At 68.4% G+C, this 17,675-nt stretch carries 19 protein-coding genes; 8 read left to right on the top strand and 11 right to left on the bottom strand.

Annotated features, from left to right (window positions below; all coding sequences use genetic code 11):
* The first annotated feature begins 61 nt into the window (after positions 1-61).
* On the top strand, positions 62-1,294 hold the full coding sequence (locus C1931_RS20135) for a dipeptidase (protein WP_108757589.1): 1,233 nt from the start codon (positions 62-64) through the stop codon (positions 1,292-1,294).
* An 80-nt stretch (positions 1,295-1,374) separates the two neighbouring features.
* Here C1931_RS20135 and C1931_RS20130 read toward each other — a convergent pair whose 3' ends face one another.
* Together C1931_RS20130 and C1931_RS20125 are read right to left on the bottom strand one after the other, a co-directional pair.
* The gene (locus C1931_RS20130) at positions 1,375-2,802 is read right to left on the bottom strand and encodes an amino acid permease (protein ID WP_108757588.1); all 1,428 of its coding nucleotides are present in this window, start codon (positions 2,800-2,802) and stop codon (positions 1,375-1,377) included.
* A gap of 169 nt (positions 2,803-2,971) precedes the next feature.
* Positions 2,972-3,874, bottom strand: coding sequence for a LysR family transcriptional regulator (locus tag C1931_RS20125; RefSeq protein WP_108757587.1), 903 nt, complete (start codon positions 3,872-3,874; stop codon positions 2,972-2,974).
* A gap of 111 nt (positions 3,875-3,985) precedes the next feature.
* On the opposite strand from C1931_RS20125, the gene C1931_RS20120 reads away from it, so the two are divergent.
* The 3 genes from C1931_RS20120 to C1931_RS20110 all read left to right on the top strand — a co-directional run bounded on the left by C1931_RS20120 (position 3,986) and on the right by C1931_RS20110 (position 6,821).
* Entirely contained in the window at positions 3,986-5,053 is a 1,068-nt protein-coding gene (locus C1931_RS20120) for an aldo/keto reductase (protein WP_108757586.1), read from the top strand.
* Between the two features lie 39 nt (positions 5,054-5,092).
* Positions 5,093-6,097 carry an aldo/keto reductase gene (locus tag C1931_RS20115; RefSeq protein ID WP_108757585.1) on the top strand — a complete coding sequence of 335 codons (1,005 nt, stop codon included), beginning with the start codon at positions 5,093-5,095 and terminating at the stop codon, positions 6,095-6,097.
* Between the two features lie 67 nt (positions 6,098-6,164).
* Positions 6,165-6,821: a suppressor of fused domain protein gene (locus C1931_RS20110; protein WP_234412851.1), complete on the top strand. Its 657-nt coding sequence runs from the start codon at positions 6,165-6,167 to the stop codon at positions 6,819-6,821.
* A 129-nt stretch (positions 6,822-6,950) separates the two neighbouring features.
* Here the strand turns inward: C1931_RS20110 and leuE are convergent, their stop codons facing one another.
* Together leuE and C1931_RS20100 are read right to left on the bottom strand one after the other, a co-directional pair.
* Positions 6,951-7,580, bottom strand: a complete 630-nt coding sequence (gene leuE, locus C1931_RS20105) for a leucine efflux protein LeuE (RefSeq protein WP_108757827.1) — start codon at positions 7,578-7,580, stop codon at positions 6,951-6,953.
* 8 nt (positions 7,581-7,588) lie between these two features.
* Positions 7,589-8,569 carry a LysR family transcriptional regulator gene (locus C1931_RS20100; protein WP_108757583.1) on the bottom strand — a complete coding sequence of 327 codons (981 nt, stop codon included), beginning with the start codon at positions 8,567-8,569 and terminating at the stop codon, positions 7,589-7,591.
* Positions 8,570-8,659: 90 nt separating this feature from the next.
* Here C1931_RS20100 and C1931_RS20095 point away from each other — a divergent pair, with 90 nt between their 5' ends.
* Positions 8,660-9,667 (top strand): zinc-binding alcohol dehydrogenase family protein, encoded by a 1,008-nt coding sequence (locus C1931_RS20095; RefSeq protein ID WP_108757582.1) that lies wholly within the window; start codon positions 8,660-8,662, stop codon positions 9,665-9,667.
* 516 nt (positions 9,668-10,183) lie between these two features.
* Here the strand turns inward: C1931_RS20095 and C1931_RS20090 are convergent.
* On the bottom strand, positions 10,184-10,786 hold the full coding sequence (locus tag C1931_RS20090) for a glutathione S-transferase N-terminal domain-containing protein (protein WP_108757581.1): 603 nt from the start codon (positions 10,784-10,786) through the stop codon (positions 10,184-10,186).
* A gap of 44 nt (positions 10,787-10,830) precedes the next feature.
* Between C1931_RS20090 and rmuC the strand changes: the two genes are divergently transcribed.
* From rmuC to C1931_RS20075, 3 genes are all read left to right on the top strand, one after another.
* Entirely contained in the window at positions 10,831-12,375 is a 1,545-nt protein-coding gene (gene rmuC / locus C1931_RS20085; RefSeq protein WP_108754660.1) for a DNA recombination protein RmuC, read from the top strand.
* Positions 12,376-12,438: 63 nt separating this feature from the next.
* The gene (locus C1931_RS20080; RefSeq protein ID WP_108754659.1) at positions 12,439-12,837 is read left to right on the top strand and encodes a hypothetical protein; all 399 of its coding nucleotides are present in this window, start codon (positions 12,439-12,441) and stop codon (positions 12,835-12,837) included.
* Positions 12,838-12,901: 64 nt separating this feature from the next.
* Complete coding sequence (locus C1931_RS20075; RefSeq protein WP_108751411.1) at positions 12,902-13,447, top strand: glutathione peroxidase; 546 nt, start codon at positions 12,902-12,904, stop codon at positions 13,445-13,447.
* A gap of 108 nt (positions 13,448-13,555) precedes the next feature.
* Here the strand turns inward: C1931_RS20075 and C1931_RS20070 are convergent, their stop codons facing one another.
* The 6 genes from C1931_RS20070 to C1931_RS20045 are packed head-to-tail and all read right to left on the bottom strand — an operon-like array spanning position 13,556 to position 17,589.
* Complete coding sequence (locus tag C1931_RS20070) at positions 13,556-14,503, bottom strand: VacJ family lipoprotein (RefSeq protein ID WP_108757580.1); 948 nt, start codon at positions 14,501-14,503, stop codon at positions 13,556-13,558.
* 1 nt (position 14,504) lies between these two features.
* Positions 14,505-14,816 (bottom strand): STAS domain-containing protein, encoded by a 312-nt coding sequence (locus C1931_RS20065; RefSeq protein ID WP_108751409.1) that lies wholly within the window; start codon positions 14,814-14,816, stop codon positions 14,505-14,507.
* Positions 14,806-15,471, bottom strand: a complete 666-nt coding sequence (locus C1931_RS20060) for an ABC transporter substrate-binding protein (protein WP_108754656.1) — start codon at positions 15,469-15,471, stop codon at positions 14,806-14,808. The genes C1931_RS20065 and C1931_RS20060 overlap by 11 nt, the downstream gene beginning before the upstream one ends.
* Positions 15,468-15,992 (bottom strand): outer membrane lipid asymmetry maintenance protein MlaD, encoded by a 525-nt coding sequence (gene mlaD, locus C1931_RS20055; protein ID WP_108757579.1) that lies wholly within the window; start codon positions 15,990-15,992, stop codon positions 15,468-15,470. The genes C1931_RS20060 and mlaD overlap by 4 nt, the downstream gene beginning before the upstream one ends.
* A gap of 59 nt (positions 15,993-16,051) precedes the next feature.
* A complete protein-coding gene (locus tag C1931_RS20050) occupies positions 16,052-16,801 on the bottom strand; it encodes an MlaE family lipid ABC transporter permease subunit (RefSeq protein ID WP_108751406.1) in 750 nt (249 codons plus the stop codon).
* A complete protein-coding gene (locus tag C1931_RS20045; RefSeq protein WP_108757826.1) occupies positions 16,801-17,589 on the bottom strand; it encodes an ABC transporter ATP-binding protein in 789 nt (262 codons plus the stop codon). The genes C1931_RS20050 and C1931_RS20045 overlap by 1 nt, the downstream gene beginning before the upstream one ends.
* Between the last annotated feature and the right edge of the window lie 86 nt (positions 17,590-17,675).

Raw genomic sequence — 17,675 nt, 5'->3', positions numbered from 1 at the left:
ACTACCGGTGGTGGCCGCCGCGGCGCTATGGTCGTGCTCTTCCCATTGCCGGAGGATGCCCATGCCGTCGTTGCGTCGCCTGTCCCTGCTGCTTGCCCTGTCGCTGAGTGCGCCGCTGTCCGCCCACGCCATCGAATTCAGCGCGCAGGAGCTGGCCCGTGCCAAGGCCCTGCAGCAGCGTCTGCTGACCCTGGACAGCCACCTGGATACGCCGGCCAACTTCGGCCGCAGCGGCTTCGACATCGAGCAGCGCCACGACCACAACGCGCTCTCGCAGGTGGATTACCCACGCATGGTGGACGGCGCACTGGATGGCGGCTTCTGGGCCATCTACACCGACCAGGGCGACCGTAGCGCTGCCGCCCACCTGGCCGAGCGCGACCATGGCCTGCAGCGCCTGCTGGAGATCCGGCAGATGCTGGCCGCCAACCCCGAGCGCTTCGCGCTGGCGCTGAGGGCCGATGATGCCGCGCGGATCAAGGCCGAAGGCAAGCGCGTGGTCTACATCAGCATGGAAAACGCCAGCCCGCTGGTGGCCGACCCCACGCTGCTGAGCTTCTACCACCGCGCCGGCCTGCGCCTGCTCAGCACCGTGCATTTCGCCAACAATGAATTCGCCGACTCGGCCACCGATCCCAAGGGGCCGGAGTGGAAGGGCCTGAGCCCGGCCGGCAAGGATCTGGTGCGCGCGGCGGTGAAGCTGGGCATCGTCATCGACCAGTCGCACGCCTCAGATGCCGTGTTCGACGATCTGCTGGCAATGATGCCGGTGCCGTTCGTGCTGTCGCACAGTTCGGCCAAGGCGGTCTACAACCACCCGCGCAATCTCGACGACGCGCGCCTGCGCAAGCTGGCCAAGGCCGGCGGAGTAATCCAGGTGAACGCCTACGGCGGCTATCTGATCGATACCGGCAAGACGCCCGAACGCAAGCAGGCCGAGGAAGCGCTGAGCAGGCAGATGGGTGGCTGGGAAGGCATGACCATCGCCCAGGGCGTCGCCCTGCAGCAGGCCGAGCAGGCGCTGGACCACGAACATCCGGTACGCCACGCCAGCCTGGACGACTTTTTCGCCCACTTCGAGCACATCCTGAAGGTGGTCGGACCGGAGCACGTGGGCATCGGCCTGGACTGGGATGGCGGTGGCGGCCTGAGCGACCTGCCCGATGTCAGCCAGCTGCCGAAGATCACCGCCTGGCTGCTGCGCAAGGGCTACACCGAGCAGCAGATTGCCGACATCTGGGGCGGCAACCTGCTGCGGGTGATGCGCCAGGCGCAGGCCTACGCCGAGACCTGATCGGGACCGCGTGATCGCCGGGCATGGCCCGGCGCTACCTCATTGTTCCGGTAGCGCCGGGCCATGCCCGGCGACGCGGATCAGCGCGCGATCAGCGCATTGCGGCGGCTGTACACGAAGTACAGCACCAGGCCGACCACGTTCCACAGCAGGAAATACAGCTGGGTGGTGTGCGGCAGGCTGATGAACAGGTAGATGCAGCCCAGTGCGGCCAGCGGACCCACCACGAACGCCAGCGGCGTGCGGAAGCTGCGCTCGCGGTTGGGTTCGCGCACGCGCAGCACCACCAGGCAGATGCCCACGGCGGTGAACGCGGCCAGGGTGCCGGCGTTGGCCAGCGCCGCAATCTCGTCCAGGCGCGCCACACCGGCCAGCGCCGACACCACCACGGCGGTGAACAAGGTGGTCGCCACCGGCGTACCGGTGCGCGCGCTGACCTTGGACAGGCGGCGCGGCAGCAGGCCATCGCGGCTCATCACGAAGAAGATGCGGCTCTGGCCATACAGGAAGGCCAGCAGCACGGTGGGCAGGGCGATGATGGCGACCACGCCGATGAACATGGCGGCCTTGGGGCTGCCCAGTTCACGCATGATCAATGCCAGCGGCTCGGCACTCTGGCCGAACACCGCATAGCTCATCGCGCCCACGGCGGCCAGCGCCACCAGCACGTACACGATGGTGCAGCCGACCATCGAACCGATGATGCCGATCGACAGGTCGCGCGCTGGGTTCTTGGTTTCTTCGGCCGCGGTGGAAATGGCATCGAAGCCATAGAACGCGAAGAAGATGATGGCCGCTGCCGCCATCACGCCGCGCTCCACCCCGTCCGGGCCCATGGATTTGGCGAAGCCGTGCGGCATGAACGGCTGCAGGTTGCTGCTGTCGAAGGCGGGCAGGGCCACGGCCACGAACACCGCCAGCGCGATCAGCTTGAACACCACCAGGATCGCGTTGAGGGTGGCGCTTTCCTTGGTGCCGGCCATCAGCATCAGCGCCACCAGCCAGGTGATGACGATGGCCGGCAGGTTGATGACGCCGCCGGCGACATGCGGTCCGGCGGCCAGCGCCGCGGGCAGGGTGATGTCGATGCCGAACTGGGTGTGCACCCACTGCAGGAAGCCGACGAAATACCCCGACCAGCCCACCGCCACGGTACTCACCACCAGCGAGTACTCCAGGATCAGGCTCCAGCCCACCACCCAGGCGAACACTTCGCCCAGCGCGCTGTAGCTGTAGGTATAGGCGCTGCCGGCGGCCGGCATCATCGTGGACAGCTCGGCATAGGACAGCGCCGCACAAGCGCAGACCGCACCGGCGATGGCGAAGGAAATCAGCACCGCCGGACCTGCCAGGTTGGCGCCCACGCCGATGAGCGTGTAGATGCCGGTGCCGACAATGGCGCCGATGCCCAGGGCGATCAGGTGCGGCCAGCTGAGGGTCGGGACCAGCCGCCGGCCGGCTTCATGGTCGGTGACGGAATCTAGGGACTTGCGCCGGAGCAGGGACATGCAGGCCTCGGAAGGGGATGACTTGGAACGACAAGTTCCCGAGTGTGACCCAACGCAGCGCAGCATTACCACTGACGGGGGTCATACCCGCCATCTCGCCCGCTGTGGCCCGATCAGGGTGACGGAATCGGCATAAACGGTCACCCGGTCACGCCGGGCATGCCCGACGCTACCGGTCATCCATTCCCGCGCGCAGGTGGTCGATGAACACCCGCAGCTTCGGCGCCATCTGTTCGCGCGCCGGGTAGTACAGGTGGAAGCCGGGGAATGGCGGCTGCCAGTCCTGCAGCACGCTGCGCAGGCGGCCGGCGGCAATGTCGTCGGCCACCAGCGAGGCGAAGCCCTGGGCCATGCCCAGACCATCCAGCACGGCGCGATGGGCGACACCGGCATCGTTGAACACCAGCCTGCCGGCCACCTCCACCTCCAGGTCGTGGCCCTGGCGGCTGAATTCCCAGGGCATCAACCGGCCGTTGGCCAGCCGGTGCACGATGCAGGCATGATCCTGCAGGTCGTGCGGGGTCTGTGGCACGCCATGGCGTTCGAAGTAGGTCGGCGTGGCCACCACCACCTGTCGCTCGGGCGGTCCAACTGGCACGGCAATCATCCCCTGCGCCAGCGATTCGCCCAGGCGGATGCCGGCGTCGAAGCCCTCGGCCACCAGATCGGTCAGCGCCGGGTCCACGCACAGTTCCACCTGCACCTGCGGGTAGCGGGCGAGGAAATCGGGCAGCCGCGGCAGCACCATGCGATCGGCGACGATGCGCGGCAAGGTCACCCGCAGCCGCCCGGCCGGCACCGAGCGCGCGCTGTCCAGCTCGGCGAAGGCCTGGTCGATCTGCTCCAGGCCGCCGCGCACGCGCTGCAGGAAGCGTGCGCCGTGTTCGGTCAGGCCCACCCGCCGCGTGGTCCGCTGCAGCAGGCGCACGCCCATCCGTGCTTCCAGCGCGCGCACGCTCTGCGACAGTGCCGAGGTCGACACCCCCAGGGCGTCGGCAGCGCGGGTGAAACTGGCATGGTCGGCTACGTGGACGAAGGCGACCACGGCGGTAAGCGGCGCAGAGGCGTCCATTGTGAAGCCTTCCTTCAAGGTGAGTCCGGTTGTACGCAGTTTATCCACATGATCGACAGGAGGAAGCTGGCTTCCCCGGCGGATGTACCGCCTGCGTGATGGAGACCTGCAATGTCGCTCGACCACTACCGCCTGCTGGGCCGCTCCGGCCTGCGGGTCAGCCCGATGGCCCTGGGCACGATGACCTTCGGCGCCGACTGGGGCTGGGGCGCGGATGAAGCCGAGGCCCGTCGCATCTTCGACGCCTACGTCGAACGTGGCGGCAATTTCGTCGATACGGCGAACAACTACACCAATGGCAGCGCCGAAACCCTGCTCGGCCGTTTCGCCCAGGGCCGGCGTGACCGGCTGGTCATTGCCAGCAAGTACACCCTGGCCACCGTGCCGGGCGACCCCAACAACGCCGGCAACCACCGCAAGAGCATGCTGCGCTCGGTGGAGGACAGCCTGCGCCGGCTCGGTACCGACTATCTGGACGTGCTGTACCTGCACGCCTGGGACGACACCACTGGCGTGGACGAGGTGATGCGCGGCTTCGACGATCTGGTCCGCAGTGGCAAGGTGCTCTACGCCGGCATTTCCGATACCCCGGCCTGGCAGATCGCGCGCATGCAGACCCTGGCCGACCTGCGTGGTTGGGCCCCGTTGGTGGCGTTGCAGATCGAGTACAGCCTGATCCAGCGCAGCGTGGAACACGAACTGCTGCCGATGGCGCAGGCGCTGGGCCTGGGCGTGGTGGCCTGGTCGCCGCTGGGCAGCGGGGTGCTGACCGGCAAGTACAGCGCCGCCGATCTGGCCCCGCCCGAGGCGCTGGATGCCACGCCGGGGGGCTCACGCCGCAACGTCGCCCTGATCAACGGCGCGTTGACCCCACGTTCGCTGCAGATCGCCGATGAAGTGCGGCAGATCGCCCAGGACCTGTCGCACTCCCCGGCCCAGGTCGCGCTGGCCTGGCTGCTGCAGCGCCCCGCTGCCGGTGCCCTGCCCATCGTTGGCGCCCGTACCCTGGCCCAGCTCGAGCACAACCTGGACGCGCTGGACCTGCAGCTGCCTACCGACGTCATCGCCCGACTGGACGCGATCAGCGCCGTCGCCCCGTCCTTCCCGCACGACTTCCTGCAGATGCCGCTGCCACGCATGTTGATGAGCGGCGGCACCCGCCTGCAGCCGCGCGCCTGACCACTTCCACCCGGAGACTTCCCGATGAACCCCACACCGATGACCACGCGCACCCTCGGCCCCGCCGGCCCCGCCGGCCCCACCGTGTCTGCCTTGGGCCTGGGCTGCATGGGCATGAGCGCCTTCTACGGCGGCCGCAGCAGCGAAGACGAGGCCATCGCCCTGATCCAGCAGGCGCTGGACCGTGGCGTCACCCTGCTCGACACCGCCGATGTGTACGGCCCGCACAGCAATGAACGCCTGCTCGGCCGCGCCATCGCCGGGCGCCGCAACGAGGTGTTTCTGGCCAGCAAGTTCGGCCTGAAGCTGGACCCGGGCAACCCGCAGGCACGCGGCGTCGACGGCCGCCCGGAATACGTGCAGGCCGCCTGCGAGGACAGCCTGCGCCGGCTGGGCGTGGACCACATCGACCTGTACTACCAGCACCGCGTCGACCCGGCGGTGCCGATCGAAGACACCGTCGGCGCGATGGCGCGGCTGGTGGAACAGGGCAAGGTGCGCTGGCTGGGCCTGTCCGAGGCCTCGGCAGCCACGATCCGCCGCGCCCACGCGGTGCACCCGATCACCGCAGTGCAGAGCGAGTACTCGCTGTGGTCGCGCGAACCGGAACAGAACGGGGTGCTGGCCACCACCGCCGAACTGGGCATCGGCTTCGTGCCGTATTCGCCGCTGGGCCGGGGTTTCCTGACCGGTGCCATCCGCAGCGCGGATGATTTCGAGGCCGACGACTACCGCCGCAGTTCGCCGCGCTTCCAGGGCGACAACTTCGCCCGCAACTTGGCGCTGGTGTCGCAGGTGCAGGCGCTGGCCGCCGAGCTGGAGATCACTCCGGCACAGCTGGCCCTGGCCTGGGTACTGGCGCAAGGTCCGCACCTGGTGCCGATTCCGGGCACCACGCGCCTGCCACGGCTGCAGGAAAACCTGGGCGCGCTGCAGGTGCAGCTGGGCGCGGACGTGCTGGCACGACTGGATGCGGTGTTCCCGCTGCATGCGGCGGCCGGGGAACGCTACCCGCAGGCCGTGCTGGCCACGGTGGACCGCTGAAACGAAGGGCGGGGCCGCGCTATGCTGCCGCCCCGCCCGCAACCGCCAAGGACGCACGATGCCCCCCATGGACGACGACACCCTGCTCGAACGCAGCTGGGAAATCCGCGAAGAGACCCTGTACAAGCAGCACTTCGGCAACACCGGCCCGGGCATCTACCCGCTCGACATGGACCTGCTGCACGGGGTGTTCCAGCAGGAGGACATCGATCCGCGCTGGCTGCACGTGGGCGTATTCGCCTGCCCCCCACATCGCGAGCGCCGGCACTGGGTGTATGTCAGCTCGGGCCTGTCCAACGCCTGGGAAGGTGCGCACGAGGACGGCGATTCGGGCTTTGGTGTCGAACTGCTGCTGGAAACGCGCGACGAAGCGCCGTGGGCACTGACCACCCTGCGCTGGTTCACCGCCTACCAGCTGCTGCTGTGCCATTCGCGCATGCCGGGCGGGCCGCTGGCGCCGTGGCATCGGTTGAAGCTGGGCATGCCGGTGGATCGTGCCCAGAGCGAACTGCAGGCGATGGTGTTCATTCCCTCGCCGCATTTCCCCGGTCCACAGCAGCTGCCCTCTGGCCGTTTCGACTTCCTGCAGCTGCTGCCGCTGACCCTGGATGAACATGCCTTCGGTCGCGAACACGGCTTTGAAACGGTGCTGGCGCAGCTGACTGCGGCGGGCGCCGCGCCGGTGGTCGACCCGCAGCGCGGCGGCATCGACCTGGCACCGTAGCGTCGAGCTTGCTCGACTGAAGGAGTCGTAGAGTCGAGCTTGCTCGACTGGCACGGAAAATCAGTCGAGCAAGCTCGACTCTACGAAGAGCGCGAATCAGTCGAGCAAGCTCGACTCTACCGGGCTGTCTTACCCGTTCAACCCCAGGCGGATACCGAAGCCGACCAGGAACAGGCCGGCCACCCGGCGCAGCGCCGTACTCACCCGCGGGTGCTGGATCAACCGCCGCCGCGCCAGGTTGCCCGCACCGATCAGCAGCGAGCAGTAGGCCACGCTGACCACGAAGATGATGCCGGCCAGCGCCGCGAACGTGGCGATGCCGTGGTGCGCGGTGGGATCGATGAACAGCGGCAGGAACGCCATGTAGAACAGGATCGCCTTCGGGTTGAGCAGACTGACCAGAATCGCCTGCTGGAAGTAGCGACCGGGCTGCATGCGGATCGGGCCGCCATCGCTGCCGTCAGGCTTCGGCGTGCGCAGCAGGCTGATGCCCACCCACACCAGGTAGGCCGCGCCCAGGTACTGAACGGCGTGGAACACCAGCGGGTTGGCTTTCAGCAGCGCGGCCACACCGGCCAGGGCCAGCCACATCAGGATCTGGTCGCCCACCAGCAGGCCGGCCAGGGCGGTGTAGCCGCCGCGCACACCGCCACGGCCGGTGGCCGTGAGCAGGGTGAAGGTGCCGGGCCCGGGCAGGGCAAGGAACACCAGTACGGCGAGCAGGAACGTCCACAGGTCCTGGATGCCCATCCACGGCATGGCATGGCTCATTGTTGTTGCGGGGGGACGCCATTGTCGGCCACCACGGTGGTCGCGGACAGGGGCACGCCGTCGCCAGCGGGCAGGCCGGACAGCAGCGGTTGCAGGTGCTGGCGCAGTTGCGCGTGCAGTTGCCGCACCGCCGGCGAGAACTGCTTGCGGTGCGGGCAGACCAGCTGCAGCGGAATGTGGCTGCCCACGCCGCCCAGCAGCACCTGCAGACGGCCCTCCAGCACGTCCTGGCGCAGGTCCAGCCAGGATTTGTAGGTGATGCCTTCACCCGCCACCGCCCAGCGCCGCACCACGTCGGCGTCGTCACAGACCAGTGGACCGCGCACCGGCACCACCACCCGCCGCCCGTCCACCTCGAAGGCCCAGCGGTCGTAGGTGCGTCCGCCGAGCTGGTAGGCCAGGCAGTCGTGCTCGCGCAGATCCTCCAGCCGCGCCGGCACACCGCGCCGCTGCAGATAGGCCGGTGATGCGGCCAGCACGCGGCGGTTGTCCTCCAGCAGGGGCAGGGCCACGTAGTTGGCATCGTCGAACTGGCCCAGGCGTATCGCCACGTCCACTGGGTCGCGGAACACGTCGGCAACCTCGTCGGACAGTCGCAGGTGCAGGCGCAGCTTCGGATGTGCGGCGCGGAAGGTCGCCAGCCACGGCAGCAGCAGGTTGCGGCCGAAATCCGACGGCGCCGACAGCTGCAGGGTGCCGTGCAGTTCGGCCGCGTCGCCCTGCACCCGTGCCTGGCCCTCGCGCAGGGTGGCCAGCACCTCCTGCGCATAGGGCAGGTACAGCGCACCTTCGGCGGTCAGGCGCAGGCTGCGGGTGGTGCGCACGAACAGGCGCAGATCCAGCTCGCGTTCCAGCCGCGCCACCGCGGCGGCCACTTGGCCAGGCAGCAGATCGGCTTCGCGCGCGGCCTGCGAGAAGCTGCCCAGCGCGGCGGTGCGGACGAACAGCTGCAGGTCGTCGAAGCGGATCATTTTCATTACCAGAGTGAAAGTCCTGACTGATTCTGCGCCTTTCCCAGGGACTGTGCGCGGCGCACGCTGTGCCTTCCTTCCCCGTTGGACCGCCCCATGCGCGCCATTGCCTATACCCACGCCGGCCTGCCCATCGATGACCCCCAGGCCTTGGTCGATATCGACCTGGACCTGCCCCAGCCCGGCCCGCGCGATCTGCGCGTGGCCGTGCGCGCGGTGGCGGTGAACCCCGTCGACACCAAGGTTCGCCGCAGCGCCGCCACCGAAAGCCCGCGCGTGCTGGGTTGGGATGCGGTGGGCGTGGTCGACGCCGTGGGCAGCGAGGTGACCCTGTTCCAGCCGGGCGACGCGGTGTACTACGCCGGCGTGATCGACCGCCCCGGCAGCAATGCCGAATACCAGTTGGTGGACGAGCGCAGTGTTGGCCGCAAGCCCGCCACGCTGGACGATGCCGCGGCGGCAGCCCTGCCGCTGACCGCGATCACCGCCTGGGAGCTGCTGTTCGACCGCCTGCGCATTGCCGAAGGCGGTGGTGAAGGGCAGACCCTGCTGGTGATCGGCGCGGCCGGCGGCGTCGGCTCGATCCTGGTGCAGCTGGCGCGCCAGCTGACCCAGCTGACGGTGATCGGCACCGCCTCGCGCCCCGATACCCAGGACTGGGTGTACGCCATGGGCGCCCACCACGTGATCGACCACAGCCTGCCGCTGGCCGAAGGCCTGGCCCGGCTGGGCATCCCCCAGGTGGAACACGTGGCCAGCCTGACCCACACCGACCAGCACTACGCGCAGATCGTGGAGGTGCTGGCGCCGCAGGGCCAGCTGGGGCTGATTGATGACCCGGGCCAACTGGACGTGATGGCGCTCAAGCGCAAGGCGCTGTCGCTGCACTGGGAACTGATGTTCACCCGCCCGCTGTTCAAGACGGCGGACATGCAGAAGCAGCACGATCTGTTGAACCGGGTGGCCGAACTGATCGATGCCGGCGTGCTGCAGACCACGCTGGGCGAGCACTTCGGGCGCATCAACGCGGCCAACCTGCGCCGCGCGCACGCACTGCTGGAAAGCCACCGCGCCAAGGGCAAGATCGTGCTGGAAGGCTGGTGAGGGTTCCGGCCAACGGCTGAGCCCCTCGTGGCGGTGGGTTGGTCGCGGAAAGCCTGCGCTTGGTCGGGCGGGTTGGGTTCGCGGGACACGCCGCAAGTACGTCCTTGTAGGCTCGTAGGCGCCATCCATGGCGCCTGCGGTCCCGCGAACCCAACCCGCCCGACCTCTGACAGTTTCCGTGTGCGGTCAGCCACGGAGAAGAAAAAAGAAGATCAAGAGCAAGAGCAAGATCAAGAGCAGAACCGGGGTCAGAGCCCGTTGCGATGCAACGGGATCCGACCCCGTGCCGTTCCGACAGATCGCGGAAGTCTGTCGAAGGCGGGGTGGGTCCGGTTGCGGGGGTATCCGCGCCATGGATGGCGCGGCTAAGCCCCCAGGGATGGGTTTACGGCGTCCCCCGCAACCGGACCCACCCCGCCATCCCACGGAATGCCCGCTGTTGACCTTGCTTCAGTCGAGCATGGCTCGACTCTACGGCAGGTGCAGGGCTGCAAGCCCTGCAAAAACACCCACCCCTCAGGCCACGCCGTTGTCGACGTGCTGGGCAAACCCTGGCTTTTGCCGCAGGCGCTCGAACCAGGCGGCCACGTTGGCCAGCGCTGGCTTGTCGCCCGGCGTGCAACGCCAGCGCTGGGTCGACAACCCCAGCACGATGTCGGCCAGGGTGAAGGCATCTCCGGCCACGTGGGCATGCTGCGCCAGTTGCGCATCCAGCATCGCCATCAGCCCGTTCAACTGCACCAGGCTGGCCTCCGCCCGCGCATCGTCCGGGTAGTCGGCATGGCCACGCACGCGGGCCATGAACACCGCGCGCCACGCCGTGTTCAGATCGGTGGCCTGCCAATCCATCCACTGTTCCACCCGCGCCCGCGCCTGCGGTTGCATCGGCAGCAGATCATCGCGCCCGGCACGTACGGCCAGGTAGCGGCAGATGCTGTTGGATTCCCACAGCACGAAGTCACCCTCGCGCAGCACCGGCACCTGCACGTTGGGGTTCAGCCCGCGCAGCAGCTCGGCCGCCGGGGCCACGTGGTGCCGCAGCGGCTGGCCCAGCACGGCCGCCAGCCACAGCACCTTGCGCACGTTGATCGAGGTCGGCTTTCCGTACAGTTCCAGCATGGTCAGGCGCAGCGTTTGAGACGGGGCCAGCCTACACTGGTGGCATGCAAACTGAATTCCTCATCGTTGGCAGCCTCCTGCTGGCCATCCTTGTCCTGCAGCTGGTCGCCCTGCTGCGCCGGCCCCCCCATGACCGCCTGGAACAGGCCGTGCGCGAAGAGGCCCGCAGTGGCCGCAGCGAACTGCGTGAGCAGCTCGATGGCTTCGCCCGCGCGCTGACCGATCTCTCGACCCGCACCGACCAGCGCCTGGACCTGCTGCGCGAAGCGCTGGGCGAAGACGCCCGCAAGGCGCGCGCTGAGGCGGCCGACAGCCAGCAGCGCAGCGGCGCGCTGCTGGGCCAGCGCCTGCAGGAGCTGCGCGCGCAGCTGGAGGTGTTCGGCCAGCAACAGGAAGCGCGCATCCATGCCTTCGGCCAGCAGCTGCAGGAACTGACCACGCGCACCGATACCCAGTTGGGCGCGCTGCGCCAGACCCTGGTGGACGATGCGCGCAAGGGCCGCGAAGAAGGTGCGCAGTCGCAGCAGCGGCTGACCGAAAGCCTGGGCCTGCGCCTGCAGGAACTGACCCAGCGCAACGAGCAGCGCATTGCCGAAATGCGCGCCACTCTGGAAGAGCAGCTGCGCGCGCTGCAGACCGACAACGCGCAGAAGCTGGAACAGATGCGGGTAACGGTGGACGAGAAGCTGCAGTCCACCCTGGAAACCCGCCTGGGGCAGTCGTTCAAGCTGGTGTCCGAGCGCCTGGAACAGGTGCAGCGCGGCCTGGGCGAGATGCAGCAGCTGGCCACCGGCGTGGGCGATCTGAAGCGTGTGCTGACCAACGTGAAGACGCGCGGCAGCTGGGGCGAAGTGCAGCTGGAGAACATCCTGGAACAGACGCTGATCCAGGAGCAGTACGCACGCGCAGTGAAGGTGCGTCCGGACAGTGGCGAGATGGTCGATATCGCGGTGCGCCTGCCCGGCCGCGCCGCCGACGATGCACCCGTGTGGCTGCCGATCGATTCCAAGTTCCCGCGCGAGGATTACGAACGCCTGCTGGATGCACAGGAGCAGGGCGACGCCGAACTGGTGCGCGTGCAGGGCGCACAGTTGGAACGGGCGGTGAAGATCCAGGCCAAGTCCATCTGCGAGAAATACATCGTGCCGCCGCACACCACCGATTTCGCGGTGATGTTCCTGCCCACCGAAGGCCTGTACGCCGAAGTGATCCGCCGCCCCGGGCTGGTGGACCTGCTGCAGCGCGACCATCGCGTGGTGGTGGCGGGGCCGACCACGGTCACCGCGCTGCTCAACAGTCTGCAGATGGGCTTCCGCACCCTGGCCATCGAAAAGCGCTCCAGCGAGGTGTGGAGCCTGCTGGGCGCGGTGAAGACCGAGTTCGGCAAGTTCGGTGATGTGCTGGACAACGTGAAGGCCAAGCTGGACCAAGCCAGCAAGCAGATCGACCAGACCGGCGTGCGCACGCGGGCGATCGCGCGCAAGCTGCGCGAGGTGGAATCGCTGCCGGCCGAACAGAGCCGACAGCTGTTGCCCGATGGCCTGGCCGCAGACGAAGCACCCGAAGCCGACGACGCCGGGCAGGGCTGACACACCGTTTGCACCGCGTGGTGCGTATGCTGGCGGCCTCGATTACCGCCAGCAGGTCCGACCATGCGCCTTCGTTTCCTTGCCAGCCTTGTCCTGGGCGTGCTGCTGGCCGCCTGCAGCAGTACGCCGCCGGCGACCGATGCGGCGGCACAGCCGGCCGCGGCCGACACCGCTGAAGCCAGCCAGGCCTACCAGGAAGCGCGCGATGTTGACTGCCGCGCTGCCGGCGGCACCCTGCAGCCGCTGGGCCGCCTGCAGCGCGTGCAGTGCGTGATTCCCTATGCCGATGCGGGCAAGACCTGCAGCGGCAAGCAGGACTGCAGCGGCCAGTGCCTGGCCACCGGCGAAACCGAGGCAGGCGTGGTCGCCACCGGTACCTGCCAGCGCGATGTCAGCCAGAACTTCGGTTGCCGCCAGCGCATCGAAGCGGGCAAGGCACAGGGCACGATCTGCGTGGATTGAGCGCCCGCAGCACGCGCGCGGCGCTATGCTGGCACACCTTTCCCGCCATTGCCGGAGCACCCGCGTGAGCACCCCGATCCAGGACATTTCCCTCACCACCATCGACGGCCAGCCGTCCTCGCTGGCCGACTACAACGGCAAGGTACTGCTGCTGGTGAACGTGGCCTCCAAGTGCGGCCTGACCAAGCAGTACGAAGGCCTGCAGGCGCTGTACGCCGACAAGCAGGCGCAGGGACTGGAAGTGCTGGGCTTCCCGGCCAACAACTTCCTCGGCCAGGAGCCGGGCAGTGAAGCCGAGATCCAGCAGTTCTGCCAGCTGACCTACAACGTCAGCTTCCCGATGTTCGCCAAGATCAGCGTGGCCGGCGAGGACATCCACCCGCTGTACCAGCAGCTGACCGCCGCCCAGCCGCAGGCCATCGGCGAAGGTCCGCTGCGCGAGCTGCTGACCGGCAAGGACATTCCCACCCTGCCGGCGCCGGCGGTGCTGTGGAACTTCGAGAAGTTCCTGATCGGCCGCGACGGCAAGGTCATCGCCCGCTTCGCACCGGACGTGGCTGCCGATGATGCGCGCCTGCGCGAAGCGGTCGAGGCCGCCCTGGCCGCCTGACCCCGCCGGGGTCGGATCCCTTTCCACCGGAAAGGGCTCTGACCCCAGTGCAGCAGCCAGAAAAAAACCCCGCCAAGGCGGGGTTTTTTCATGCGCCGGTCGCAGCGATCAGTTGCTCCACTGCGGCATCGGCATGGCATCGACCGGAATGGGCGAATTGGCATCGTCGCTGCCACGCTCGCGCTTGCCACGCAGATCGTTCTCGATCTGGTAGTTGCGGCGCTGCAGCCAGGCATCGCGGGTCAGCGCGTACTCGTCCACCGCGCTGTCGCGGATATCGTCCAGCGCCATCAGCTGTGCGCGGGTGTCCACCAGCTGCAGGCCCTGCAGGCCGATACGCACCTTGTCTTCCTCGATGGTGCGGATGGGCGACAGCGGAATGTCACCGGCCAGGCCGAACACATCGCGCACGGTGCGCGGGCCGAAGAACGGCAGTTCCACGTAACGCGAACGGCGCCAGCCCCAGGCGCCCAGAGTCTGCCCGAAGTCTTCATTGCGACGCGGGACCATGGCCTTGCTGGCCGGATCGAACAGGCCACCGATACCCAGCGTGCTGTTCATCAGGAAGCGGCCCAGGGTGTCCCAGGCATCACCCGGTCGGCCCTGCAGCAGCTGGTTGGTGATGGTCAGCGGCGAACGCAGATTGCTGAAGAAGTTGCTGACGCCGGTACGGGCGAAGCGCGGCACCACGTGGGTGTAGGCGGTGGCCAGCGGGCGCGCGACGCCACGATCAACCGCATTGTTGAACGCGTGCACCTTGCGGTTCAGCGGCTCCCACGGGTCGTAGGCCGAGGCATCGGCGGTGGCGGCATTGCTGCCATACAGCGCATCGAAGTCGTCATCGTCGCCGGCCGCGGCGGTCGCGGGTGCGGCGGTCGTACCGTCAGTGGTCGGTGCCACGTCGGTCGCCGGCACGGCATCGCTGGCCACCGGTTCGCTGGCGGCGGCCGGCACCACGGTGTCGGCCACGGGCGCGTCGCTGCGCGCGGGCTTGCCGGCGCACGCGCTCAGCGCGGCGGCAACAAGAAGAAGGGAGATGGCGCGTACGACGTTCATGTCAGCTCGCAGCAGAAGGTGCGGTGAAATCCAGGGTGGGCGACAGCCGGTAGGCCGCGCTCAGTTCGTTGTAGCCGGCCGGGGCGCCGGCGATGGCCAGGGTATGGCCCTGTGCGCGTGCACGTGCGGCCAGTTCGGCCAGCAGCGCCAGACCGGCGCTGTCCACGCGTTCCACGTCGCCCAGTTCCAGCCGTGCCAGCTTGGCCGGCAGCGCCTGCAGCTGCGGCCAGAGGGCAATGACCGCGGCGCGGTCCAACACCCCGCGCAGGCGCAGGGTGTCGCCTTCCAGCAGCGCCAGCGGCTTACTTGCCATTGCCCGCCGGCCCGGCCTGCATGCTGCCGCTGCGCAGTTCGCTGGCCACCTGCTTGATGCCCTTCTGGCGCAGCGGCGCGTCGAACTGGTTACGGAAGGTCTGCACGTAGGAGATGCCTTCGATGTTCACGTCGAAGATCTTCCACTGGCCGCCCACATTGCGCATCCAGTACTCCACCGGGGTGCCCTCGGCACCGGCGCGCACCAGTTCGGTGGCCACGCGCACGCCGCGGTTGCCCGGCAGCGGGCTTTCGCCCTTCAGGCGGAAGCTGGGCTTGCCCTGGATGTTCAGCAGGGTCGAGCCGTAGCGCTGCATCAGGCTGTCGGCCATGGCATCGGCGAACAGCTTGATGTCGGCGTCCGAGGCGCCGCGGGCGTGCGTGCCCAGCACCAGGCGCGCGGCGTAGTCGCGGTCGAAGGTGCGGTTGAGCTCGCTGTCGATGTAGCTGCGCAGGCTGGCCGGGTTGCTGCTGAACTCGCTGCGGCGCTGCTGCAGGGTGTTCAGGATGCGGGTGCTGGCATCAATGACCACCTTGCCGGCCTGGCCCTGCGGCGCGGCCACGGCCGGTGCGGTGGACTGCTGTGCCTGGGCGAGCAGCGGGCTGGCCAGCAGCAGCGAGGAAGCGAGCAGGGCCGGGATCAGTTTCGTCTTCATGGTTGCGGTTCCGTTGCAGGCGCGGGGGCGCTCTCGTTGGATTTCGGGTCGGCGCCGCCACCGGCGCCGCCACTGAACATGTACTTGCCCACCAGCTGGATCAGATCGACCGCCGGCTGGGTGAAGACAATCTCGTCACCGGCCTTGAGCACGTCCGGATCGCCGCCCGGCTGCAGGCCGATGTAGCTTTCGCCCAGCAGGCCGCTGGTGAAGATGCCGGCCGAGGTGTCCGCCGGCAGGTCCTTGATCTTGCTGTCCATGCGCAGGGTCACGATCGACTCGAACTTCACCGGGTCTAGATCGATGGCGGCCACCTGGCCGACGGTTACGCCGCCGATCTTCACCGGTGCCTGCTTGCGCAGCTGGCCGACCTGCGAGAAGCGTGCCTTCAGCTCGTAGCCCTGGCTGCCCCAGCTCCAACGCTGGTTGGTGGAGGCAACGGCCAGCACCATGAGCGAAGCCAGGGCCAGCAGCAGGAATGCGCCGACGGAGAATTCAAGTCTGGGACCGCGGATGGCCATGTGGAATACCTGATCGTCTCTGGGTGGCAGCGCGCCCTGCGCACCGCCGGTGGAAAGGGTTACGTGAACAGCATTGCCGACAGCACGAAGTTGAACATCAGCACCAGCAGCGAGGCGTTCACCACCGCACGGGTGGTCGCCACCGAGGTGCCTTCGATGGTCGGTTCGGCGTGGAAGCCCACATACGAGGCCACCAGCGCGGCGGTACCACCGAAGATGGCCGACTTCAGCATTGCCACGCCGAAGTCGTCCCAGAAGTCCACGCTGTTGCGCAGCGCCGACCAGAACACGCCGTTGTCCAGGCCCAGCACATGCACGGCCTCGAAGTAGCTGGCGCTGATGGCCAGCGAACAGAACACGCCGGTCAGCAACGGCACGGTCAGCACCGCCGCCCAGAAGCGCGGGGCCACGGCCTTGGCCACCGGGTCGATGGCCATCAGTTCCAGCGCCTTGATCTGGTCGGTGGCGCGCATCAGGCCCAGCTCGGCGGCGATGGAACTGCCGGCGCGGCCGATGAACAGCAGCGCGGTCAGCACCGGCGCCAGCTCGCGGTACAGCGACAGGCCCAGCAGGGTGGACAGCGCGTCGGCTGCACCGAAGGTGGTCAGCGTGCGGTAGCCCTGCAGGGTCAGCACCAGGCCGACGAAGGCACCGCCGACGGCGATGATCGGCAGCGAGCGCGCGCCGATCTTGTAGATCTCGCGGGTCAGCTCGGCCAGGAAATCACGGGTGGGCAGCGAACCGCGCAGCACGGTAAGCGAGAACAGACCGGCGCGGCCCAGCGAACGGGTGGCTTGCACGAACGGCATCAGGCGACCCTCGCCCGCGGCGCAGCGTCAAAGGGAATGGGGCCGTCGGGCTGGCCGTGCAGGAACTGCCGCAGCAGCGGGTCCTGGCTGGTCTGCAGCGCTTCGGGGCTGCCCTGGAACACCACCCCGCCATTGGCGATGGCGATGACCTGGTCGCAGATCGGCAGGGTCTCGTGCACGTGGTGGCTGACGATGATGCTGGTCAGCCCCAGGCTATGGTTCAGGCGCTGGATCAGGCTCATGATCACCCCCGAGGCGATCGGGTCCAGCCCGGTCAGCGGCTCGTCGTAGATCATCAGCGGCGGGTCCAGAGCCAGTGCGCGGGCCAGCGCCACGCGCCGCGCCATGCCGCCGGACAGCTCGCGCGGCCAGGCATCGGCGGCGGCCAGCAGGCCCACCGCGTGCAGCTTCATCTGCACCAGCCGGCGCAGCACCGGCGCCGGCAGGCGGGTGTGGGCGCGCAGGGGCAGGGCGACGTTCTCGGCAACGGTCAGGTCGGTCAGCAGGCCATTGCCCTGCAGCAGCACGCCCACGCTGCGGCGCATCTCCAGCAGTTCGGCGCTGCCCTGCGGAATGGGCTTGCCGAACAAGGTGACCTGCCCGGACACCGGGCGCAGTTCACCGGTAAGCGCGGCCAGCAGGGTGGACTTGCCGCTGCCGGACGGGCCGAGCACGGCGGTGATGCTGCCCTGCGGAACCTGCAGCGATACATCGCGCAGGATCGTGCGCCCGCTCCGGTCGATGCGGACGTTGGACAACTGCACCAAGCTGGAGGCGGAAGCCGACATGGGCACCATTAACGTTTTTTCGACAGGGCAGAATCGGGCCAGCCGGCTGAACATAAGCGGACTGGACGGTGCAGTATTGTGGCACG

This window comes from Stenotrophomonas sp. YAU14A_MKIMI4_1 (genome assembly GCF_003086855.1).
Lineage (GTDB): Bacteria > Pseudomonadota > Gammaproteobacteria > Xanthomonadales > Xanthomonadaceae > Stenotrophomonas.
Note: the sequence above shows the minus strand (reverse complement) of the source record. Positions and strands in the feature narration are given on the sequence as shown.